We start from the raw sequence: 21,837 nt of genomic DNA, 5'->3' as shown, positions 1-21,837 counted from the left end.
TGGACGTGAGCCGCAATAGGCTGACAGAGCAGGAGGTCATCTTCGAAGGCACGCGCGCGGCGAAACCGGAGATGCTGGGGGCCCGACTCGCACTCAGCGCCGACGGCTACCTGTTTCTCTCCAGCGGCGATCGGTGGGAGGCCGATCATGCCCAAGATCTTTCGGATTCTTCAGGCGCGGTCATCCGCATCCGCACGGACGGCAGCGTGCCCGACGACAATCCTTTCAGAGTCCGCGAAGGGGTCCGGCCGGAGATTTGGAGCTACGGGCACCGCAATCCGCAAGGGCTTTCACTGGACCCCACGACCGGCCAGCTCTCGTCGACGGAGCACGGACCGCAAGGCGGGGACGAGCTCAACCATGTCTTTCGCGCTGGCAATTACGGGTGGCCTCTCGCCACCTACGGCGTCGATTATTCAGGACGGCCACTCGGAGTGAACAGCCATCAGCCGGGCACCGAGCAGCCGTTCCGTTATTGGGTGCCGATCTCCATCGCGCCCTCTGGCCTTGCCGTGGAGACCAACGGTGACGAGACCAGATCTGGATGGGCTCATTGGCAGGCGAACGGCTGCTGCAACTCACGGTCGCCGGGGATTGCCTGGTCAAGGAGCAGCACTACTTCAAGCACGAACTCGGCCGCATCCGGGATATGCGCGTAAATAGCGGCGTCGTCTATTTCCTGACCGATGGCGGGCAAGGGGTGCTTTACAAGCTCGATCGTAATCTCGGGGTTTCGGACCCTGCTCCCATGGACCAGAATCTCAGCGCGAAAGTCCCTTAGCGGCGAGCTCGGCGAGATAGGCTTGCCAGCGCTCGGCGCGCTTCTCGCCAAGCTCGCGCAAATAGCTCCAAGTGTAGAGGCCGGTGTCGTGGCCGTCGTCGAAGACGATGCGCACGGCGTAATTACCGACGGGTTCGAGCCGCGCGATGGCCACGGACTTCTTTCCCGGAACCGTGACGCGCTGATCTGGGCTATGGCCCTGCACCTCGGCACTTGGGCTCAAAACGCGCAACAGCTCCGCCGGAAGCTCGAAGGTCTTGCCATTGTCGAAGCCTGCCTTCAGCGTGCGCCGGTCTTTGTCGACGCCGAGTTCCGTGGGCCAAGGGTCTGCCATGACTAGCCGAGGTCGATCTCGCCTTCGACGACATGGTTCAGCCCTGTGCCCTCCCCTGTCAGGACCGCCCTCACCTTCAACTTGCCCTTGCCTTCCAAGCCCTCTTCGCGGACCACGCGCTCGACGGCCTGCTGCGAGGTGACGCCGACCTCTTTCAGAAACTTCCGCATCGACATATTGAAGCGTTGCTCATCCATCTGAAGGCTCCTTTGGCCGCCTCGCATCTTTTGAAACGTCACGAAAGCCTATATTAGAGACGAAAGCCTATGGCGGTCACCTCGGATGATAAGGGCCGCGGCGTGGCCAAGAAGAAAAGCGCTCGAAGCACGACACCGAAAAAGACCGTCAAGCGCCGCAGCCCGGCGGCGGCCGCGCTTGCGGAGCCCCGCTTCCGCAAGCGCGTGGTCAAGGCGGCCAAGACCTATCGCCGCAAGGGCAGAGTCGAGTTGATTGAAGACGAGGACCTCTAGCATGGCGCAGGGCTCACAGGAGATGATCGATCCCTTCGGTCGCCGCATCACCTATTTGCGCGTCTCGGTCACGGACCGCTGCGACTTCCGCTGCCTGTATTGCATGGCAGAAGACATGACTTTCCTTCCCAAACAGGATTTGCTGACGCTGGAGGAAATCGACCGGCTGGCTAGCGCGTTCGTCGCCAAGGGCATGCGCAAATTGCGGTTGACAGGCGGCGAGCCGCTCGTGCGCAAGAACGTCATGTGGCTGATCCGGTCCCTGTCGCGCCATCTGGGCGCGGGGCTCGAGGAGCTCACGCTCACGACCAACGGCAGCCAGCTCTGGCGGCACGCGGAGCAGCTCGTGGATTGCGGCGTGAAGCGCATCAATGTTTCGCTGGATACGCTCGATCCTGCCAAGTTCAGGGTGATCACCCGCTGGGGCGACTTCGCCCAGGTCATGCGCGGCATCGACGCCGCCGACCGTGCCGGCATCAAGGTCAAAATCAATGCGGTTGCCCTAAGAGACGTGAACGAGGACGAGATCGAAGGTCTCGTCCGATGGAGCCACGGACGCGGCTTCGACCTCACCCTCATCGAGACCATGCCGATGGGCGAGATCGGTACTGACCGCACTGACCAGTATCTGCCGCTGTCGCTGGTGCGGGCCCGGCTCAACGACCGCTTCACCTTCGAGGAGAGTTCGTACCGATCGGGCGGACCGGCGCGCTACGTCCATGTCCGCGAAACCGGAGGGCGGCTCGGCTTCATCACGCCGCTGACCCATAATTTCTGCGAGAGCTGCAATCGGGTGCGGGTGACCTGCACCGGAACGTTGTTTATGTGCCTCGGCCAGGACGATGCCGCCGATCTGCGGGCCCCCCTTCGGGCAAGCGAGGCCGACGAGCTTCTCCATGCGGCCATCGACGCGGCCATCGCACGCAAGCCCAAGGGGCATGATTTCGTGATCGAGCGGGGGGAAAAGCCCACCGTTTCTCGGCATATGTCTGCTACCGGCGGCTAAGCGGAACATGCGTTAACAAACGCGAGCAGCGGAGTCCATCGCGGTCAGTCCTGTCGATAAGTCCTTCTGCGGCATGCTTTATTAAGCAATCAGCTTACGTTCATCTTAACCCTCGACGCCTAGATTTGGTTGTAATTGCAACAACAAGCGTCTGCGGTTGCTGATGGTCGAGTGGGCCGCACTCAATAAACATTGGCAGTGGGTGGCATTAGCGCTGGTCAGCGTCCTGATTGCCGCGACCGCCCTTGTTGCGCCCGGCAGAATCAGCGTGCTGGAGCTGGAGCTGGAGCGCGAAGCCGTCACAGCCGCGACGCGCATCCGTGCCCAGGTACTCGCTGAACCGGAATACGTCTTCGATGCTTTCGCCCGACCCGCCTTGGCGCCGCGTCTCGGCCAGATCTTCGATCACGCCGGCTACGCGCATCGCGTGTTGCGCTACGAGCTTTACGATGCGAGCGGCGATCTCGGCTTCACGAGCGGCCGCTCGGGGATCGATCTTGGCGATGACTCGGCTGCGACGCCGGCAACGGCCCCAGGTGTGCGTCTGCGGGAGATAAAGGGCGCGTCCGGTCCTTCGCAGCTGGCTGTGCTCAGCCTGCCGATCTCCCTCGGAGGGGAGCCGCGCTGTTCTCTGATCGTCTATCTCGATCAAACCGAAAACGCCCGCGTTCTCTTCAACTATTTCGGGCTGATTGCAGCCATCACGGTGCTGCTGCTGGCCATCGGCATCGCGACGCCCGCGGTCGTCGCTTTCATGCGCAGTCAGGAGCGGCGTCGCGCGGAAGCGCAGGTGCGTTATCTCGAAAATCATGACTCTCTGACCGGACTGCCCAACCGCCGCGCCTTTATCGAGGGTCTGACAGGCGGGATGGCGCGAATGCATCGCGTCGGCAGCCAAATCGCCGTGATTTGCCTGGACATCGACAAGTTCAAGGAGATCAACGACGCGGCGGATCACTCCGGCGGCGACGCCGTATTGCGAGAGATCGGCGGGCGCATCCAGTCGACGCTGCGCGATGGGGACCTGATTGCACGTCTCGGCGCGGATGAGTTTGCCATTGCGCTCATCAACGTCACCAATCTCGGTGACGTCATGGCCTTTATGAACCGCTTGGTCGAAGTGCTGCGGCATCCGCTGCGGGTCGCCGGCAAGGACATGCTGTGCACGACCAGCGTCGGTATTGCTCTGGCCCCGGCCGACGGAGAAACAGCCGCCACGGTGCTGCGTCATACCGGTATCGCACTTGCTCGCGCCAAGAGCGACGGCGGCCAGCGCATGTGCTTCTTCGAAGAGAGCATGGACAAAGCGCTGCAACGGCGGCGCACGGTCGAGCATGAGCTGCGGCTCGCGCTCGCGCGCGAAGAGTTCGACGTCGTCTATCAGCCGCAATATGAACTGCCGACGGAGATGCAGTGCGGGGCCGAAGCGCTGATCCGCTGGAACCACCCCGTGCACGGCAAGATCGCGCCGGGTCATTTCATTTCCGTGGCGGAGGAGACGGGTCTGATCGTGCCGCTCGGGGAATCGGTTCTGCACCGCGCCTGCAGCGACGCCGTGCATTGGCCCGAACACCTCACGGTTGCCGTCAATCTCTCACCCGCGCAGTTCCGCGACGGTGATATCGCGGAGACCGTCGCCCAGGTCCTGAAAGAAACCGGCTTGGCGCCGCACCGCCTTGAACTCGAGATCACCGAGAGCCTCTTGATGCAGGACACCGACGAGGTGCTGCGCAAGCTGAACCGGCTGGGCGAACTTGGAGTGGCGATCGCGATGGACGATTTTGGCACCGGCTATTCGAGCTTGAGCTATCTCGCGCGCTTCCCCTTCAACAAGATCAAGATCGACCGCCAGTTTATCCGCAACATGCCCCGCGACCCCGCAACCAAGGCAATCGTTAAGACCATCATCGCGCTTGGCCGTTCGGTCGACGTGATCATCACCGCGGAGGGTGTGGAGACGGAGGAGCAGGCCGCCATGCTGCGTGAGTTCGGCTGCCCGCAAGTGCAGGGCTTCCTCTACGGCTACCCTGCGGCGTTCGACGCCTCGGCCAAGGTGACATCGATCAAGCAGCGCAGTAGCGCTGCTTAAATCCACCCCGACGTTCAGGGGCGCTTGCCCTCTTTGCGCTGGATCTTCGGCTTTGTCGCCGTCTTGGCAGGGGTGGGCGGCGGCGGCGGCTTGACGGCCGCGAATTTCGGCTTGCGCCGCGGCAGCGGCGGCGCGGGCTCGGCGGGAACGACGGTGGCGACAGCGTCTTCGGCGGGGGATGGCGCTGCGCTGGCAGGGGGCTCCGCGACATCATCATCATCGGCAGGCGTGATCTCGGGGACCGGGGCAGCAGTCGGCTCGGTCGCAGCCGGCGGGGCCGCGTCGGTATCAATGGACCCGGTCGGCATCTCGGCGGCTGAACCCGACGTGGCTGAAACCGGCGCGGGCGTAGGCGCTGGTGCAGGCTCCGGCAGCGCGCCCTGCTGCTGCAGCGCATCCTCGGGGATCGGCGTGGCGATGGGTGCAGGCTCGGCGGCGAATTGCGCCAAGTCCGGCACGACGGTCGGGCCGGCAGACGGCGGCGCATCCGTGGCTGCGGTGGCTGCGGTGGTTTCCGGCACGGGCACGATCTCGACGTCGATATGACGCGGATCGACGATGGGCGGGCCGGTGTCGATGGCGAGCGCCGGGGTGTCGGTTGCTTCGGCGGACTCGACCGCGCCGGTCTCAGCCGTATCTATCGCACCCGGCAACGTGACGATCATGGGCAACGCGACAGCAAGGAGCAGCGCGTGAATGGCGCCGGCACCGAGTGCGCAGAGGGGAAGATTGAATCGAAGCTTGCTGATCACGGGCGGCGAATGAAAAAGGGTTGTGCCGACGCACTCGCTACGCCTGATTCACGACTTAACTGAGTCACCCTTCTGCCAACGCCCTAGTTTTCCATGACAATTCTTGGGGCCGCGTGCGCGCTGCCCTTGATGCGCTCAAGCTCGGCCCAGGTCCGCTGCGCGATCTCGCGATAGGCGACCGCCGGCGGCGAGGTCGGATCGGTGGCGACGATGGGGCGCCCGGCATCGGAGGTCTCCCGCACGACCATCGTCAGCGGCACCTCGCCGAGAAACGGAACGCCGAGGCGAGAGGCTTCTGACTTTGCACCGCCATGACCGAAAATGTCGGAGCGCTCGCCGCAATGCGGGCAGATGAAGGTGCTCATATTCTCGACGATGCCGAGCACCGGCACATTCACCTTGCGGAACATGTTGAGGCCCTTGCGCGCGTCGATCAGCGCCAAATCCTGCGGCGTGGAGACGATGACTGCACCCGCGAGCGGCACCTGCTGCGCCATGGTGAGCTGGGCGTCGCCGGTGCCGGGCGGCATGTCGACAACCAGCACATCGAGCTCGCCCCAGGCAACGTCCTTCAGCATCTGCGACAGCGCCGACATCACCATGGGGCCGCGCCAGATCATCGGCGTCTCCTCATCGACGAGGAAGCCCATCGACATGACCTTCACGCCGAAAGCCTGCATCGGCTCGAGCTTGTTGCCCTCGACCTGTTGCGGCTGACCCTTGAGGCCAAGGAGGCGCGGCATCGACGGGCCATAGATATCGGCATCGAGAACGCCAACGTTGAGCCCCTGCTCCTTCAGCGCGAGCGCAAGATTGACGGCGGTGGTCGACTTGCCGACGCCGCCTTTGCCCGACGCGACGGCGATGATGTTCGCGACACCGGGGACGCCTCCGGGGCGATGCCGCGCAGCGCGCGCAGCGCCGGGAGCGGTGATGGAAGGTGCGTGATGGGCTACGTGGCTCGCCGCGCCCGTGCCATTGCCGCCCCGCGCAGTGCCCGGCTCGCGATCCGCGGTCAGCGTCACGGCGACGGCCTCGACGCCAGGCAGCGACGCGACGGCTTTCTGCGCCGCGAGGCGCAGACCTTCAAGCTCGGCGGCGCGCGCGGGATCGATCTTAATCGCGAAATAGACCTTGCCCGCATTGATGACGACCTCGGAGACGAGGCCGAGCGTGACGATGTTCTGTTTGAGGTCGGGGCCTTTGACGTGCTTCAGCTCTTCGAGCACTCGGTCTTTGGTGATGGGCTCTGTCATGACGGGTATGTAGGCCTGGAATCGCTTAACACCAACTCTCACGGTTCCTCGAAGCGCAAAGCTGTCCCACCACCGTCATGCCCGGCCTTGTGCCGGGCATCCACGATTTTCGTCACGCCGGGTTCCAAGACGTGGATGGCCGGGACAACCCCGGCCATGACACTGATGAGGCGGACCATTCTATGCCTCGAACTCGGGGAACAGGCGGGGGAGGGGCTCGATCTTGGCCCAGACGTCACCCTCGCTGACCGCCTCCACCCTGATGTCATCGAAGTAGGTGTCGAGCACGGCCGCGCGCTCCTGCGCGAGCGGGGGATCGCAATAATCCTCCTCCTCCCACACGGCAACGCCATCGCGGCGCAAGCGAGCATTCTTCAGCGCATGCGACACCGTCTTGCCGAAGGGCCGCAAGCCGACGAACTCATCCTCGGCGAGGCGGCTGCCGAGCTCCTCCATGAGATCCTGCTTCGGGACGGCGGAGACGAGATAAAAGGCCATCGGGTTCTCCTGTTCACTTCCGTTTCTGTCATGCCCTTGTGCCGGGCATCCACGATTTGCGTCGCATCGTTCCAAGACGTGGATGGCCGGGACAGGCCCGGCCATGACGAGCTGCGTTGCGCGTCGTCCTACTCGCGCGCGACTTCGTAGCCATATTGCGTCGGCCAGCAGGCTTGCCCGCCGAGCGCGGTTTCAGCCTTGAGCGCCCAATAGGGCTCCCGCAACAGCTCGCGGGCGAGAAGCACGATATCGGCATCGCCGTCCGCGATAATCCTCTCCGCCTGATGCGGGTCTGTGATCATGCCGACGGCGCCCGTCGCGACGCCGGCCTCGGCGCGAATGCGCTTTGCGAACGGCACCTGGAAGCCGGGGCCGATCGGAATCTTCGCATCCGGCACCATGGCGCCCGACGACACGTCGATCAGATCGACGCCGAGCGCCTTCGCGCGCTTGGCGAGCTCCACCGACTGCTCGATGTCCCATCCGCCCTCGACCCAATCGGTCGCCGAGATGCGCATGAAGAGCGGAAGGTCGTCCGGCACGATCGCGCGCAGCGATTTGGCGACGCGCAGCGGAAGCCGCATGCGATTCTCAAGGCTGCCGTCATAGTCGTCGTCGCGCTTGTTCGAAAGCGGCGACAGGAACTCATGCAGCAGATAGCCGTGCGCCGCGTGAAGCTCGATGACTTTGAAGCCGGCCTGAAGCGCGCGGCTTGCGGCGGCCTCAAAAGCTGCGACCACTTCGTCGATGCCTTTCCGGTCGAGCGGAACGGACTCCGGATCGCCCGGATTGAACGGAAGCGCGCTCGGCGCCACGACCGGCCAGCCGCCCTCGTCGAGCCTGAGACGCTTGCCGCCGCGCCACGGCACCTCGCAGCTCGCCTTGCGGCCGGCATGGGCAAGCTGGATGCCCGGCACGACGCTATGGCTCTCGATGAAACGGACGATGCGCGCGAGCGGCTCGACATGCGCGTCCGACCAGATCCCGGTATCGCCCGGCGTGATGCGGCCTTCAGCGGTCACCGCGGTCGGCTCGACCATGACGAGCGACACGCCACCCGCGGCGCGTGACCCGAGATGGACGAAATGCCAGTCGTTCACGAAGCCGTCTTCAGCCGAATATTGGCACATCGGCGACATGACGATGCGATTGCGCAAGGTGACGCCGCGCAAGGTGAAGGGACTGAGAAGCTTCGCCTCTTCGCCGCCGTCGTCGCTTGGCTTGCGGCAAGCCGGCAGCTCCGGCGCCTTGAACCCGTCCCTCATTTTACTCACGTCTTTCATGCAGGAGACCCCTTGGGGTTCAGGGGATAACGCGAGCGCTCTATTTGGGCTCCCGCGCCGCAGGATGGAAGGGCGGCGGTTTAGGCCATTCGACCCAGGCTCGGAGTGCCCCTTTTTTGCCCGCGGCAATCATGAGATCGCGGCGGGCGCCGTCCGGCGCGCACATGCGCATCAGCAGCGAAGCGGGTGCGGATCAAAACGCGCACGCCTCACAAGCGCATGCTTTTTGGCGGCAGATTTTTCGGACGCCGGGCCGCGCTTTCGTCCGAGATGACGAAGCGCCCTGTTCGTCCGAAGCGGGAGTTCGTGAAGAACGGCAAAATTGCTCAAGGGCAGCTCGCCCTTCATCCCAAAAAACAGACAATACCGTGAGGATGAAGTCGGCCTGATTAAGTTGACCCCCTCACTGTTAATGCGAACGAAGATATCTGCAACTTGCTCCTCGTCCACCGTCGGGGCGATCTCAAGCGCAGTGAATGGATATTTCTGAAAATCAAAGAGGCGATCAAGGCTGTGCGCGAGCTATTCCTCATCAGCCTCATTAAACACAAGGGGGGAACGAAAAAAGGCGCCGGGCGTCTCGGGACCGTCCTTCCCCTAGCGCGGGCGTTCACCGCTAACACTCGCCGTCAACAGGAGGGACGATGCCGGTCCCACGCCCGACACAATTACCCTCTCACATGGTTTCGGGGTGGGCATAAGGGGCGCGTAAAGACCTTAGCAGGGTCACGAGTCCGCCTATGCTCCGCGTGCGTCCGCGTCTCTTTGAGTGCCTCGTGCCCCGGCCTTCCTGGCCCGCGACTTCCCGCGTCGCTATCCTCCCCGCCACGCCGGCCGGCTCCAAGCCAGCCCTCTCCATGCCAGCGCCGCCTGCGCCCGTTCGCGGCGCGGCAGCGACGCCCATCCTCAAGTCTTCTTTAACCCTGTTGTTGCTATTCATAGAAGGGCACGGCCAAGCGCCGTAGCGTTTGCCGGCGGCCACTTCACACACTCGAGGGGCATGAATGCGCGTTGTGCTCGGGACGGATGTTACGAGGGATCCCAAGGACGCCGAGCTAGACCGGCATGTCCAGATGGTGTCGCGGTTCGCAGCGCGCGCGCTCGAGGGCGGCGAAGGCGCAAATACGCTTTCTATCACCATGATCGTGCGCTCGGCGGCGTCGGTCCCCGTGCAGGCGCTCTTACGCTGCAAGGACGATCTGTTTCGCGCCGGCATCAGCGCCAGGGCGGTGCTGGCCAAGCTCGATCCCGAGGACGATCTACGGCAGCTGTTCGCCTGCCTCACCCATCTCGGCCCGTTGCGGCCGGCCAAGGACTTGCTGCGCTGGGCGCATAATCCGCGCCTGCTGGATGCGCATGAGCAGGTGACGCTCGGCGCGACCATGTGCTGGTCGGGCGATGCCATGCGCCGCGATGCCGACAAGCGCAATGCCATGACCCTGTTCGACGAGGGCGCGCCGGAAACGGTGCGGCTCGGCCGGCTCGCCTTCAAGGCGCTCTGGACGGCATCGACCTTCGTTCCGGAACGGCGCCTGTCGGGGCCTCTCTGCGCGAAGCCTTCAGGCGCATTTCAGCCCGATGCGGCGCCGCCGCTCGCTGCGTCTCTTCGTCCTAGCCTTGAAGGCTGGCCGCTGGTCCGGCACTAAGAAGCTTTCAGGTTTCGCCCCGATCCGTCATTTTAGGGGATGCGCGTCTCAGCGCTTCACCCCCGACGGAGACCAAGATGCTCCCACAAAGACTGTGCCTTATGCTGTTGCTTCTCGGCAGTGCGCCAGTGTTCGCCGCCGACCACGGGGGGACCCTACCTTTTCGACCTGATGAAGCAGCCGAGCTACCGCGCGGCCTGGACCAGCATGCTCGCCGGCGAGACGGTGCCGGACTGGGTCGAGACCTATGCCAAGACCTTGGACGGCCCGGCGATCCCGTCGATCAATATCCAGGTCGACGGCAAGGCGCATCTGCTCGGCTTCGTGTGCAAGGCGCATGATTGCGGGGAGAATCAGCTCTACGTGCTGTTCGCGCCCGACGGCGCCAGGGCCTGGGGATTGCTGCTCATGGGCGCCAAGCAGCGGAAGTGGCTCGGCGCGCCCGACGAGAGCGTGCAAACAGCGATCCTGAGCGGCGTCGAATAGGCGCGAGATGGTCCAGCCGTTATCCTAGAGGCGCGAGGCAAAGCCAAGTCACGGAGGACGCCCGGGCACCTACCGTGGCGGCGCACGCGCAAGCGGGCGAATCGATCGTCAGCTTCAGGTCAGTCAGTGTCGATCTTAACGTCGACGTCCTTGTCGCTGAGCGGATCCTTGGTGATCTTGCCCGAGAAACCCGGGACGTCGATGGTGACCACCTCGCGCTGCCGCTCGTAATAGAAGTAGCCGAGCACCGCCAAGGCGACCAAAGCGGCGCCGATCAGGACGCCGAGGTGAGATTGTTGTTTCCGCCGCTTCTTACGTTGTCGACGATATAAGGGCCCTCCACGTACAAGCTTTCGCCAGAAACGCGGAGTCACGCCTTGTTGTTCCAGGCCCGGGCAGGTTCCCCTTGACGGAGGTCAAGGCAGAGGATCAGGATTGGGGAAATACACAAAGAAAAGTCAGTCGCTTACGGAGGAAACCATGCTGCACGAGGTCATCGAAACCCTAGGTGCGCGCGTCGCCTTGCGCCCGCGCTACGATAATTTCATCGGCGGCGATTGGGTCGCGCCCGCCGACGGCCGATATTTCGAGAATATCAGCCCCGTCACCGGCAAGCCGGTCTGCCAAGTAGCGCGCTCGCAAGCCGCCGATATCGAGCTTGCGCTCGACGCCGCGCACAAGGCGAAGGACGCCTGGGGCAGGATGGCGCCGGCACAGCGCGCCGCGGTCCTCAACAAGATCGCCGACCGGATGCAGGAGAATCTCGAACTGCTCGCCTCGGTCGAGACCATCGACAACGGCAAGCCGATCCGTGAGACGCGGTTCGCCGACATCCCGCTTGCCATCGATCATTTCCGCTATTTCGCGTCCTGCCTGCGCTCGCAGGAGGGCTCGCTCTCGGAGATCGATCACGACACCATCGCCTATCACTTCCACGAGCCGCTCGGCGTGGTGGGCCAGATCATCCCCTGGAACTTTCCGATCCTCATGGCGTGCTGGAAGCTCGCGCCAGCACTTGCCGCCGGCAACTGCGTGGTGCTGAAGCCCGCCGAGCAAACGCCGATGAGCATCATGGTGCTGATGGACCTGGTCGGCGATCTTCTGCCCGCCGGCGTGCTTAATGTGGTGAACGGCTTCGGCGTCGAGGCCGGCAAGCCGCTCGCCCAGAACAAGCGCATCGCCAAGATCGCCTTCACCGGCGAGACGACGACCGGCCGCCTCATCATGCAATATGCGTCGGAGAATTTGATCCCGGTAACGCTCGAGCTCGGCGGTAAGTCGCCGAACATCTTCTTCGCCGACGTGATGGCCGAGGACGACGACTTTTTCGACAAGGCGCTCGAAGGCTTCGCCATGTTCGCGCTGAACCAGGGCGAGGTCTGCACCTGCCCGTCGCGCGCGCTGGTGCAGAAATCGATCTACGACCGCTTCATGGACAAGGCGATCGCGCGGGTAAACAAGATCAAGCAGGGCAACCCGCTCGAAGCCGACACCATGATCGGCGCGCAGGCCTCCAACGATCAGCTCGAGAAGATCCTTTCCTATATCGACATCGGCGAGAAGGAAGGCGCGAAGCTGCTTGCCGGCGGCGGGCGCCTCAAGCTCGATGGCGAACTGGCGGAAGGCTATTACGTCAAGCCGACCGTGTTCGAAGGCCACAACAAGATGCGTATCTTCCAAGAGGAGATCTTCGGGCCGGTGCTCTCGGTCACGACCTTCGAGGACGACGAGGAGGCGCTGGAGATCGCCAACGACACGCTGTACGGGCTCGGCTCGGGCGTGTGGACCCGCGACATCAACCGCGCCTACAATTTCGGGCGCGGCATCCAGGCGGGCCGGGTGTGGACCAATTGCTACCACCTCTATCCGGCGCACGCGGCGTTCGGTGGCTATAAGAAATCGGGCATCGGGCGCGAGACGCATAAGATGATGCTCGACCATTACCAGCAGACCAAGAATATGCTGGTGAGCTATAGCCCGAAAGCGATGGGTTTCTTCTAGGCGGGTGACGCAACCCTCGCGATCTGGCTTGTTTGCGCGCGCCGGTAGTTTTTCGCTGTGGGTGTGGCGCAACAAGCCCGAGATCTGGATTCTCGCCGGGCTCTTCCTCGCCGGTTTGCTGCTGCTCGCATTCGGCCACATCGCCGAGGAAGTTCTGGAAGGCGACGCCGCGACGTTCGACCAGACGGTCATGCTCGCCTTGCGCAATCCGGCGGATCCGTCCGATCCGATCGGGCCGCCTTGGCTCGAAGAGGCGGCGCGCGACATCACCGCGCTTGGCAGCTACGCCGTGCTCGGGTTGGTGTTTCTAAGCGTCATTGCCTACCTCCTAATGTCGCGGGAGCGGGCCACGGCGCTTTGGGTCTCGGCTTCGGTCATCGGTGGCGTGCTCTTGAGCAATGCGCTGAAATTCGCGTTCGCGCGGCCGCGGCCGGAACTCATGTCGCATGCGGCGCGCGTGTTCAGCTCGAGCTTCCCGAGCGGCCACGCCACGCTGTCGGCGGTGACGTTCCTGACGCTCGGCGCGTTGCTCGCCAGCACGCATGAATCGCAACGGATCAGAGTCTTCTTCATCGGGATCGCGGTGGCGATCACCATCGCCATCGGCCTGAGCAGGATCTATCTTGGGGTGCATTACCCGACCGACGTGCTCGCGGGATGGTGCATCGGCGCCGCATGGGCGGCGCTGTGCTGGACGATCGCACGCTGGCTGCAACAGCGCGGCGATATCGAGCCGGCGAAGGCGGATGCCGTCAAAGCAGGAGATCGAGCCAATGGTTGAACGCGTGCTTGTGACCGACGCCGCCAAGGACCTGATCTCGCGCCTCAAGAAGCAGCATGGCGCGCTGATGTTCCACCAGTCCGGCGGCTGCTGCGACGGGTCGGCGCCAATGTGCTACCCGGAAGGCGAATTCAGGGTCGGCGGCAACGACGTGCGGCTCGGCGAAATCGCAGGCTGCGAAGTGTATATGGACGCCGACCAATTCGCATATTGGAAGCACACCCAGCTCATCATCGATGTGGTGCCGGGACGTGGCTCGGGCTTTTCGCTGGAGGCGCCCGAAGGCGTACGCTTTCTGACGCGGAGCCGCGTGTTCAGCGACGAAGAAGTGGATGCGCTGGAGGCGGCGACCTAGGCTTAAGCTTTCGCGGCGGCTCGACGAATGGATTGGTCTCGATCGCGCGGCTGTTCTTCGCCACGCAAGCCTCCAGGCGCTCGAGCGACCCTGCTGCTATCGAGGGGCACACGGATCGTGGGCCGGCCGCGAGCACGTTCAGCGTGTTCGCTGTGCGGAGGCCGCTTGCGCATTTCTTGTCGTTGACGTCGATGGAGACCGCGTTCGCTTCCGCGGCGACCTCGGTATCCCATGCCTGCGGGCCGAGCGTCATCTTCACAGGACTTTGCTTGCCGCGGTCGAGGCGCCAATTCGGCGATTCGAGCATCAGGGCAAGACCGTAGCGGTCGAACTTTTCGGACTTATAGGTCGCTTCGATCTCCCAGGGGCCGATGCTCTCGGACTTGCTCTCCTCGGCCTGCTGCGGCGGCGGCTAAGCCCGGCGACATCGCCAGTGCAAGCAAGGAAAGCGACAGAAGCGGCTGGGCAATCTTGCAGCATGGCTTCCTCCTCGGACTGGTGCTCTTGGTTCTCCGGGTGCGGCTACTGCCGCGTGCCTGTCCGCGCGAGACGCGGGCGTGAGGCGCTCGCCTTCTCGGCTTGCCGCGTCAGATGCCGCTCCAGCAGCCGCGCATTTTTCAGATTCGCCTTGAAGGCGAAGTCGAAAAGATCGCCGACGAGAGGGATCGCGCCGACGACAAAGTCGACGCCGACATTGCCCAGCATGCGCCCCATGGTGAGCGGCGAGGCCTTGGTCTGATAGGCGTGATGCACGATTAGGAGCGAGACGGCGCTGGTGAGAACATCGCCTATGCCGGGGAAAAGCCCCAGGATCGAATCCCAGCCAAAGCGGAGATTGGTGCCGGGCACGCGAAACTGATTGTCCATCATGCCCGCGATCCAGCGCACTTGGGCCAGACGTTGCTGATGCGTCATGTCCGCGGTCATGTCGCGCAGGAAATCGGTGGCCGCCTTGTTGGCCCCAAAGCCCATGCGCGGGCCTCGATAGGTCTGACTGCTGCTATTCATGCTAATATCCCCGCCGTCGGTTGGCGTTTGGAAGATAAAACAACGTTGGACCGCTGACGGTTCCGTAGCGGCCTTGAATATGGTAGGGATGCGGGCGAGAACAAGTTCCGGCTGCGAGAATACGTGCGGCGGCGAAAGCGCTCGCCACGCAGGAACGCAGCTCACTGTCAGGTGCGCACGTCTTCCGGGGCGTCCGGGAGATGGTCGATCATGGCCTTGGCGATCTCGTCCTCGCCCATGACCACGAGGCCCGCACCGTGCTTCCTCAGATGCTCGGCCTCGGCCGCGGAGTGGGCGCGGGCGATGATGACGAGGTGAGGATTGATACGCCTCGCCTGCAGCACCACCTGACCACCTTCGAACGCATCCGCGACGGCGACGAGCAGGCAGCGCGCGTCTTTCAGATTCGCGGCCTGGATCAGCTCGGGGTCGGCGGCGTTGCCCTGAAGGGTCTCAATGCCGCGCGCCCGGAGCGCCGCGACCAGATCCTCGTCGTCCTCGATGATGAAGAGGGGCGTGCCGCGTTCGCCGAGCACGAGGCTGATAAAACCGCCGACGCGGCCATGGCCGACCAGCACGACATGGCCCTTGAGCTTGGTGGCGCGCACGGGCTCGCGCGCAGCTTCCGCTTCCGCCTCTTCAAGCGCGCGGTCCACTGCCGCCGCCCTCTCCCGCCGCCGCAGCAGCCAATCCAGCGCAGCGAAGAAAAGCGGGTTGACGAGGATGGAGAGAATGGCGCCAGCGAGGATCAGGCTGCGCCCCTGCTCGGGGAGCAGCTCGAGCGATACGCCGAGATTGGCGAGGATGAAGGAGAATTCGCCGATCTGCGCGAGGCTCGCCGAAACCATGAGCGCCGTCGAGCTCGGATAGCCGAAGAGCCGAATGATGGCGAGCGCCGCGAGCGACTTGCCGAGCACGATGCAGCAGCGTCGCAAGCACCGGCACTGGCTCGGCGACCAGGATGGCCGGGTCGAACAGCATGCCGACGGAGACGAAGAACAGCACGGCGAAGGCGTCGCGCAACGGCAGGGTCTCCTGCGCCGCGCGCTGGCTGAGCTCGGACTCGCTCAAGATCATGCCGGCGAAGAAGGCGCCCAACGCGAAGGAGACGCCGAACAGCTCCGCCGCTGCGAAGGCCGCGCCCAGGGCGATCACCAAGACCGTGAGACGGAACAGCTCGCGGCTGCCGGTATGGGCCATGTAATGCAGGACCCAGGGAATGACCCGCTTGCCGACAATGAGCATGATCGCCACGAAGGCGGCGATCTTGGCGATGGTGATCCCGGTCGTGACGGCCACAGCCGACAGGCTCGTCGCGCCGGCGCCCTTGCCCCCGAGCATGCCGGCGAAGACCGGCAAGAGAACCAGGGTGAGAACCATCACCATGTCCTCGACGATCAGCCAGCCGACGGCGATGCGCCCGCGCTCGGTTTCGATCAGCCGCCGTTCCTGAAGCGCGCGCAACAGAACCACGGTGCTCGCGACCGAGAGCGCGAGGCCGAACACGAGCCCTGCGCCGATCGACCAGCCGAGCCATGTCGCGAGCCCCATGCCGAGTAACGTGGCGCAGACGATCTGCACGATGGCGCCCGGGATGGCGATGGCGCGCACGGAGAGAAGATCCTCGAGCGAGAAATGCAGGCCGACGCCGAACATCAGGAGGATGACGCCGATCTCCGCCAGTTGGTTGGCGAGAGTCTGGTCTGCAACAAAGCCCGGCGTGGCAGGGCCGATCAGGATGCCGGCCAGAAGGTAGCCGACGAGCGGCGGGATCTTCACCCGCTGCGCGAGCGCACCGAAAACGAGCGCGAGCGTCAGCGCGATGACGATGGTTGAGATCAGGGGCGTGTCGTGCGGCATTGTCGAGTGCCCCTAACCGATCGTGGTCGGTTCAGGCACGGGCGCCCTCGGCTTTCGACTCGCGGGAGCCGGCGAGGCGGCGGGCTCGCGGATGTCTCCCATCATGGCCTTGGCGATCTCGTGCTCGCCCATGACGACCGTGGTGGCGCCGAGGCGCTTCAGATGCTCGATCTCGGCCTCGGAGTGGGCGCGCGCGATGATGGGCAGCGAGGGATTGATGGCGCGGCCCTGCTGCACGACCTGGCCGCCCTCGAAGGCGTTCGGAATGGCGACGAGGAGGCAGCGCGCGGCGCCGAGATTGGCGGCGGGGATGATTTCGGGGTCGGCGGCGTTGCCGCTCAGCGCCTCGATGCCCTGCGCCTTGAGTTCCGCGACGGCATCGTCGTCGTCCTCGATGACGAAGAGCGGAACCTTGCCGCCGCTCAAGGCATCGCTGATGAAGCTGCCGACGCGGCCGTGGCCGACAAGTACCACATGGCCGGTGAGGGTCGTGGGGCGGATCGGCTCGCGCGTCGGCTCCTCTTCTTCGACTGCGGCCTCCGCCTCGCCGCGCGTAGTGCGCTCATGGCGCTGGATGAGATATTCGACGCCGGCGAAAAGGAGCGGGTTCAAGAGAATGGAGATGATGGCGCCGGCGAGGATGAGATCGCGGCCTTCCGGCGGAAGAATGTCGAGATCGACGCCACGGCCGGCGAGAATGAATGAAAATTCGCCGATCTGAGCGAGCAGTGCGGTGATGGTCAGTGACGGTGTCAGCCCGTGGCGGAACAGGCGCAACACGCCGAAGGCTGCGATCGACTTCGCCACCATGATGACGAGCACCGTGGCGGCCAGGGCGGCCGGCGCTTCAACAACGATCTCAGGGTTGAACAACATGCCGACCGATACGAAGAACAGCACGGCAAAGGCGTCGCGGAAGGGAAGCGATTCCGTCGCGGCCTGCTGACTAAGCCGCGATTCGCTCAAGATCATGCCAGCGAAGAAGGCGCCGAGCGCGATCGACACGCCGAACAGCTCGGCCGAGGCGAACGCCATACCGAGCGCGATTGACAGCACGGCGAGGCGGAAGAGCTCACGGCTGCCGGTATGGGCGACGTAGTGCAGGATCGCGGGCACGATCTTGGTGCCGACCAGCAGCATGAAGGCGATGAAGACGCCGATCTTGCCGACGGTGATGGCGAACGCGCGCATGAGCGCTTCGGGATCGTAGGTGGCCTCGGCGCTGAAGAGCCCGGCCAGGCTCGGCAGCATCACGAGGATGAACACCATCACGATGTCCTGGACGATCAGCCAGCCCACGGCGATGTGCCCGCGTTCGGTCTCCACCAGGCGGCGTTCCTGCAAGAGACGCAAGGTGACGACCGTGCTCGCAACCGAGAGCGAGATGCCGAAGATGATGCCGGCGCCAAGCGGCCAGCCGAGGGACCAGCCGATGGCCATGCCCAAAGGCAGCGCGACCAGCAACTGTGCGAGCGCCCCCGAAATGGCGATGGCGCGCACCGACAACAGGTCCGCCAAGGAGAAATGCAGCCCGACGCCGAACATGAGGAGAATGACACCGATTTCCGCGAGCTGATTGGCGATGTTCTGATCGGCGACGAAACCCGGAGTGAACGGGCCGATGGCGATGCCCGCGAGCAGATAGCCGACTAGAGGCGGGAGCTTGAAGCGGTGCACGAGAACGCCGAGGGCAAAGGCAAGCACGAGGCCCAAAACGATGGTCGAGACAATCGGCATCGAGTGCTGCATCGGCGTCTTTCGGCGGGGTTTCAGGGTTGCGGCCTGCGTTCGCCACTAGGGTGACAACGAACGGCTTCACGGACAATCGTTTTGATGCGGTCCGAGGGGCTTGTTCCGCGCCATCGCCGCTCAGGAGCTGCGGCCAGACGGTCAGACGTCGAGATCGCCCGGAAACGTCCCGTCGGGGCGCGGACATTTAACCTGCTTCACATACCAGCCGGGATGGGTCTGTTCCCAGTGGCCGGTCTCCACCATCGCCATGCGGTTGCAGACATAGGGATCGGCAAAGTCGGGCTCCGGCGCGACGCTCCCCACCGCGTTGCGGTCAAGCATTTGCACGATCTCGTTGCGGCAGGTGGCGTCGTCGAGCTTAACGCCGCCGGCGGGGAAGCCGTTCACATCCAATGGGCCCTGATTGGCGAGGGCCTGACACACCACGAAAAGCAAGGCTGACGGCGCCATGGATAACCTCATCACCTGAGGCAGTTTACATGCGGCGCGCGGCCCGCGTCTTGTGCCGAGAAGCGGGTCACCTCACAGTTGAGTGAAGCCGCCTCGTCCGCCGTCCCCGGCGGCCCCTCACAAAAAAAGCGGCCGGGAAACTGGCCGCAGCAAAGGAGAGCATTCAGGTCAAATTAAGAACAAACCAGGCCCGGGGAGGAGGAGCGAGCCTGTCAGCCCTGTTAAAACCGGGAGACCGATTTCGGTTCCAACAGCCTCCAGGACTCTTCTTCGGCAGCAGGAAGGGTGCGGTCTTTGAAGAAGTCTTTAGGTTCGCCGGCGGTGCAATCGCCCGGCGTCCGCATCCCCTCCCCAGCCTCGGAACGTCTTACCCCGCCCTTGCAGGTGACGCGGCAAGGCTCAGTGTGTTAGAGGCGACGCCCATGCTCACCCTTGAAAACATCACGGTGCGCCTCGGCGGCCATCTCGTTCTCGATCGTGCTTCCACGGCCCTGCCGCCGAAAAGCCGTGTCGGACTGGTCGGCCGCAACGGCGCGGGAAAATCGACTTTGCTCAAGGTCCTGATCGGGGCGTGCGAAGCCGACGAGGGCACGATCGAGCGACCCTCCGGCACGCGGATCGGCTATGTCGCCCAGGAAGCGCCGGGCGGCGCGGCGACACCCTTTGAGACCGTCCTGGAAGCCGCGACCGAACGCGCCGCCCTCATTGCAGAGGCGGATCATGCCACCGACATGCATCGCATCGGCGAGATCCACGAGCGGCTGAACGCCATCGACGCCCATAGCGCGCCGGCGCGGGCCTCCCGGATCCTTGCCGGACTCGGCTTCGACGAGGAGACGCAACATCTGCCGCTCGAGTCTTTTTCCGGCGGCTGGCGCATGCGCGTCGCGCTCGCGGCGCTCCTGTTCTCGGAGCCTGATCTTCTCTTGCTCGACGAGCCGTCGAACCATCTCGACCTTGAAGCCACGATGTGGCTCGAATCCTTCCTCAAGACCTATCGCAGCACCCTCATCGTGGTCAGCCATGAGCGTGACTTGCTGAACAACGTGATCGACCACGTGCTGCATCTGGAGCGCGGCAAGGTCGCGCTCTATGCCGGCAATTACGATGCATTCGAACGGCAAAGGCGGGAGCGCCAAGGCCAGGTCGAAGCCATGCGCGCGCAGCAGGAGCTGAAACGCAAGCGGCTCCAGGATTATGTCGACCGTTGGCGCTACAAGGCGCATACGGCGCGGCAAGCGCAGAGCCGGCTGAAGGCGCTCGCGAAGATGGAGCCGGTCGCCGCGATGGTCGAGGACCCTTCGCTCGTCTTCGACTTCCCGAGCCCGAAGGAGCTGAAGCCGCCGCTCGTCGTGCTCGACGACGCCGCGGTGGGCTATGTCGCCGACGTGCCGGTCCTATCCGGCCTCAATCTGCGCATCGATCCCGACGATCGCATCGCGCTTGTGGGCCGCAACGGCAACGGCAAGACCACGCTGGCGCGGCTCCTTGCCGGTCAGTTGAAGCCGATGGGCGGCGCGGTCGCGGCCGGCGGGAAACTGCGCGTCGGGTATTTCGCGCAACACCAGATCGAGGAGCTGAGGCCCGACGAGACGCCGCTTCAGCATATGGAGCAGCTGCTCGGCGCGGCGAAACAGGGCGAGGTGCGCGCGCAACTCGGCCGCTTCGGCTTCTCCGGGGAAAAAGCGCATGTGCAAGTGCGCCAGCTGTCCGGCGGCGAGCGGGCGCGGCTATCTCTGGCGCTGATCACGCGCGAGGCGCCGCATATTCTGATTCTCGACGAGCCAACCAACCATCTCGATGTCGATGCGCGCGAGGCGCTGATCCAGGCGCTGAATGAATTCGGCGGCGCCGTGGTCGTCGTCAGCCACGACCGGCATCTGCTGGAGCTGATCGCGGACCGGATCATTCTGATCGATGGCGGCACGGCCAGCGAACTCGAAGGCAGCCTCGACGATTATCGCGCAACCGTGCTCGGGCCGAATGCCGGCAATGGCAAAAAGGGCGAGAAACAGGCCAAGCGCGGCAACCGCAAGGACGAGCGGCGCGAAGCGGCGGCGGCGCGGGAGCGGCTAAAAGATATGCGCAAAGAGGCGGACAAGGCCGAGGCTGCGTTGAAGCAGCTTTGGAAACGCCGCGCGGAAATCGACGCGCTTCTCGCCACGCCGCAAGCCAACGGGACATCCGCGAGCGATTTGATGAAGACCCGCGGCGAGATCGAGCGCAACATTGGGGCCGCCGAGCAACGCTGGCTCAAGGCGAGCGAGGCCGCGGAAGGCGGATCTTCGGCAGGGCAAATTCAAGATTGAGCCTGCCTTAGAATCGCCAGCGATGCGGCGCTTATGGCCGAGCCCAACGGGGCATGATAAATTAACGCTGAACAGCCCCAAGAGGCGGGATAAAACCGGCCGATCTCAGGGGCGACCCACTCAACGGAGTACAGAATGCAGTCCAAGGCTCTTTTTTCTCTTGTTCTTATCGGCGCGCTCGCAGCGCCGACGCTGGTTTCGGCGCAGTATTCGGCCGCCCTCAAGAACGCTTGCCGCAACGATTACAAGCGATTTTGCGGGGAATTCGCGCCGCAAGATGCCGGCCTTCGGCAATGCATGGACCGGGCGGGCGAGAGCCTGACCAAACGCTGTGTCGAGGCGCTGATCGACGCGGGGGAAATCTCACGCGAACGGGCCGCGCGGCGCTGGAAGCACCAGTAGCTCGGCGCCTGCGGGGGGATTCTTCCGAGAACCCGGCGCTTGAGCCGTCGAACCTTTCGAGGGGCGCCAGTTGTGCCGCGTGCAAAATTTGGTCCCGGACAAGCCGCGCAGAGGCCTTCGGCGAAGGTCACATCCTTGCTTAACAGCACGGTCGCGAATGTGGAGCCAAGCGCCACCGTCACAACGAGGTGGAAGGCATTCATCTTCGAGAGAGTTCGCTTCCCCGAAACCCGAAGAAATGCAACGAGCCCAACGTAAGACAGGCTTCCAACAAGTACAATTCGAACCAAGTCCGGCCAGCCGTCATAGAACATGGGG

General features: G+C 64.2%; 23 protein-coding genes and 2 pseudogenes. 12 read left to right on the top strand and 13 right to left on the bottom strand.

The annotated features are described in order from the left end of the window. A partial coding sequence (locus tag ACR2J1_RS10785; protein WP_434019328.1) for a PQQ-dependent sugar dehydrogenase occupies positions 1-659 on the top strand: 659 nt, incomplete at its 5' end. Continuing rightward, the gene (locus ACR2J1_RS10780; RefSeq protein ID WP_434019327.1) at positions 545-781 is read left to right on the top strand and encodes a PQQ-dependent sugar dehydrogenase; all 237 of its coding nucleotides are present in this window, start codon (positions 545-547) and stop codon (positions 779-781) included. The genes ACR2J1_RS10785 and ACR2J1_RS10780, both read left to right, overlap by 115 nt. On the opposite strand, the gene ACR2J1_RS10775 is transcribed toward ACR2J1_RS10780, so the two are convergent. Together ACR2J1_RS10775 and ACR2J1_RS10770 are read right to left on the bottom strand one after the other, a co-directional pair. Next, entirely contained in the window at positions 762-1,115 is a 354-nt protein-coding gene (locus ACR2J1_RS10775) for a gamma-butyrobetaine hydroxylase-like domain-containing protein (protein WP_434019326.1), read from the bottom strand. The genes ACR2J1_RS10780 and ACR2J1_RS10775 overlap by 20 nt on opposite strands. 2 nt (positions 1,116-1,117) lie before the next feature. After that, positions 1,118-1,312, bottom strand: coding sequence for a DUF6494 family protein (locus ACR2J1_RS10770; protein ID WP_434019325.1), 195 nt, complete (start codon positions 1,310-1,312; stop codon positions 1,118-1,120). A gap of 69 nt (positions 1,313-1,381) precedes the next feature. Here ACR2J1_RS10770 and ACR2J1_RS10765 point away from each other — a divergent pair, with 69 nt between their 5' ends. The 3 genes from ACR2J1_RS10765 (at position 1,382) to ACR2J1_RS10755 (ending at position 4,680) form a co-directional block, all read left to right on the top strand. Further along, positions 1,382-1,585, top strand: a complete 204-nt coding sequence (locus ACR2J1_RS10765; protein ID WP_434019324.1) for a hypothetical protein — start codon at positions 1,382-1,384, stop codon at positions 1,583-1,585. 1 nt (position 1,586) lies between these two features. Then, positions 1,587-2,591 carry a GTP 3',8-cyclase MoaA gene (moaA, locus tag ACR2J1_RS10760; RefSeq protein ID WP_434019323.1) on the top strand — a complete coding sequence of 335 codons (1,005 nt, stop codon included), beginning with the start codon at positions 1,587-1,589 and terminating at the stop codon, positions 2,589-2,591. A 202-nt stretch (positions 2,592-2,793) separates the two neighbouring features. Further along, the gene (locus ACR2J1_RS10755) at positions 2,794-4,680 is read left to right on the top strand and encodes a putative bifunctional diguanylate cyclase/phosphodiesterase (RefSeq protein ID WP_434019322.1); all 1,887 of its coding nucleotides are present in this window, start codon (positions 2,794-2,796) and stop codon (positions 4,678-4,680) included. A gap of 14 nt (positions 4,681-4,694) precedes the next feature. Here ACR2J1_RS10755 and ACR2J1_RS10750 read toward each other — a convergent pair whose 3' ends face one another. From ACR2J1_RS10750 to ACR2J1_RS10735, 4 genes are all read right to left on the bottom strand, one after another. Next, positions 4,695-5,432: a hypothetical protein gene (locus tag ACR2J1_RS10750; RefSeq protein ID WP_434019321.1), complete on the bottom strand. Its 738-nt coding sequence runs from the start codon at positions 5,430-5,432 to the stop codon at positions 4,695-4,697. Positions 5,433-5,515: 83 nt separating this feature from the next. Continuing rightward, positions 5,516-6,688 (bottom strand): iron-sulfur cluster carrier protein ApbC, encoded by a 1,173-nt coding sequence (apbC, locus tag ACR2J1_RS10745; protein ID WP_434019320.1) that lies wholly within the window; start codon positions 6,686-6,688, stop codon positions 5,516-5,518. A gap of 180 nt (positions 6,689-6,868) precedes the next feature. Then, complete coding sequence (locus ACR2J1_RS10740) at positions 6,869-7,186, bottom strand: hypothetical protein (protein ID WP_434019319.1); 318 nt, start codon at positions 7,184-7,186, stop codon at positions 6,869-6,871. A gap of 128 nt (positions 7,187-7,314) precedes the next feature. After that, positions 7,315-8,451, bottom strand: coding sequence for an NADH:flavin oxidoreductase/NADH oxidase (locus ACR2J1_RS10735; RefSeq protein WP_434019318.1), 1,137 nt, complete (start codon positions 8,449-8,451; stop codon positions 7,315-7,317). Positions 8,452-9,473: 1,022 nt separating this feature from the next. Between ACR2J1_RS10735 and ACR2J1_RS10730 the strand changes: the two genes are divergently transcribed. Together ACR2J1_RS10730 and ACR2J1_RS10725 are read left to right on the top strand one after the other, a co-directional pair. Continuing rightward, positions 9,474-10,115: a hypothetical protein gene (locus ACR2J1_RS10730; protein WP_434019317.1), complete on the top strand. Its 642-nt coding sequence runs from the start codon at positions 9,474-9,476 to the stop codon at positions 10,113-10,115. 120 nt (positions 10,116-10,235) lie between these two features. Continuing rightward, positions 10,236-10,601, top strand: coding sequence for an Ivy family c-type lysozyme inhibitor (locus tag ACR2J1_RS10725; RefSeq protein WP_434019316.1), 366 nt, complete (start codon positions 10,236-10,238; stop codon positions 10,599-10,601). 119 nt (positions 10,602-10,720) lie between these two features. Here the strand turns inward: ACR2J1_RS10725 and ACR2J1_RS10720 are convergent, their stop codons facing one another. After that, a complete protein-coding gene (locus tag ACR2J1_RS10720) occupies positions 10,721-10,864 on the bottom strand; it encodes a hypothetical protein (RefSeq protein ID WP_434019315.1) in 144 nt (47 codons plus the stop codon). Positions 10,865-11,081: 217 nt separating this feature from the next. Between ACR2J1_RS10720 and adh the strand changes: the two genes are divergently transcribed. The 3 genes from adh to ACR2J1_RS10705 are packed head-to-tail and all read left to right on the top strand — an operon-like array spanning position 11,082 to position 13,738. After that, on the top strand, positions 11,082-12,602 hold the full coding sequence (gene adh / locus ACR2J1_RS10715; RefSeq protein ID WP_434019314.1) for an aldehyde dehydrogenase: 1,521 nt from the start codon (positions 11,082-11,084) through the stop codon (positions 12,600-12,602). Between the two features lie 28 nt (positions 12,603-12,630). Further along, a complete protein-coding gene (locus ACR2J1_RS10710; protein ID WP_434019313.1) occupies positions 12,631-13,383 on the top strand; it encodes a phosphatase PAP2 family protein in 753 nt (250 codons plus the stop codon). After that, positions 13,376-13,738, top strand: coding sequence for a DUF779 domain-containing protein (locus tag ACR2J1_RS10705; protein ID WP_434019312.1), 363 nt, complete (start codon positions 13,376-13,378; stop codon positions 13,736-13,738). Before ACR2J1_RS10710 ends, ACR2J1_RS10705 begins: the two co-directional genes overlap by 8 nt. Here the strand turns inward: ACR2J1_RS10705 and ACR2J1_RS10700 are convergent. The 5 genes and pseudogenes from ACR2J1_RS10700 to ACR2J1_RS10680 form a co-directional block, all read right to left on the bottom strand. Then, positions 13,698-14,045, bottom strand: coding sequence for a hypothetical protein (locus tag ACR2J1_RS10700; protein ID WP_434019311.1), 348 nt, complete (start codon positions 14,043-14,045; stop codon positions 13,698-13,700). The two genes, ACR2J1_RS10705 and ACR2J1_RS10700, sit on opposite strands and share 41 nt — an antisense overlap. A 215-nt stretch (positions 14,046-14,260) precedes the next feature. Further along, entirely contained in the window at positions 14,261-14,746 is a 486-nt protein-coding gene (locus tag ACR2J1_RS10695) for a DUF4112 domain-containing protein (RefSeq protein WP_434019310.1), read from the bottom strand. Between the two features lie 167 nt (positions 14,747-14,913). Further along, positions 14,914-16,606: pseudogene (ybaL, locus tag ACR2J1_RS10690) on the bottom strand (YbaL family putative K(+) efflux transporter). Positions 16,607-16,618: 12 nt separating this feature from the next. Then, a complete protein-coding gene (ybaL, locus tag ACR2J1_RS10685; RefSeq protein WP_434019309.1) occupies positions 16,619-18,355 on the bottom strand; it encodes a YbaL family putative K(+) efflux transporter in 1,737 nt (578 codons plus the stop codon). 141 nt (positions 18,356-18,496) lie between these two features. Further along, a complete protein-coding gene (locus ACR2J1_RS10680) occupies positions 18,497-18,808 on the bottom strand; it encodes a hypothetical protein (protein WP_434019308.1) in 312 nt (103 codons plus the stop codon). Positions 18,809-19,230: 422 nt separating this feature from the next. On the opposite strand from ACR2J1_RS10680, the gene ACR2J1_RS10675 reads away from it, so the two are divergent. Together ACR2J1_RS10675 and ACR2J1_RS10670 are read left to right on the top strand one after the other, a co-directional pair. Continuing rightward, on the top strand, positions 19,231-21,117 hold the full coding sequence (locus tag ACR2J1_RS10675; RefSeq protein ID WP_434019307.1) for an ABC-F family ATP-binding cassette domain-containing protein: 1,887 nt from the start codon (positions 19,231-19,233) through the stop codon (positions 21,115-21,117). Between the two features lie 135 nt (positions 21,118-21,252). After that, positions 21,253-21,519, top strand: a complete 267-nt coding sequence (locus tag ACR2J1_RS10670) for a hypothetical protein (protein WP_434019329.1) — start codon at positions 21,253-21,255, stop codon at positions 21,517-21,519. Between the two features lie 104 nt (positions 21,520-21,623). On the opposite strand, the pseudogene ACR2J1_RS10665 reads toward ACR2J1_RS10670, so the two are convergent. Further along, positions 21,624-21,833, bottom strand: a pseudogene (locus ACR2J1_RS10665) (DUF421 domain-containing protein); the annotation flags it as partial. Positions 21,834-21,837: the final 4 nt, after the last annotated feature.

The sequence above is a fragment of the Methyloceanibacter sp. genome (genome assembly GCF_050999895.1).
GTDB lineage: Bacteria > Pseudomonadota > Alphaproteobacteria > Rhizobiales > Methyloligellaceae > Methyloceanibacter.
The sequence above is the reverse complement of the archived record's forward strand: the minus strand, read 5'-3'. Positions and strand labels throughout refer to the sequence as shown.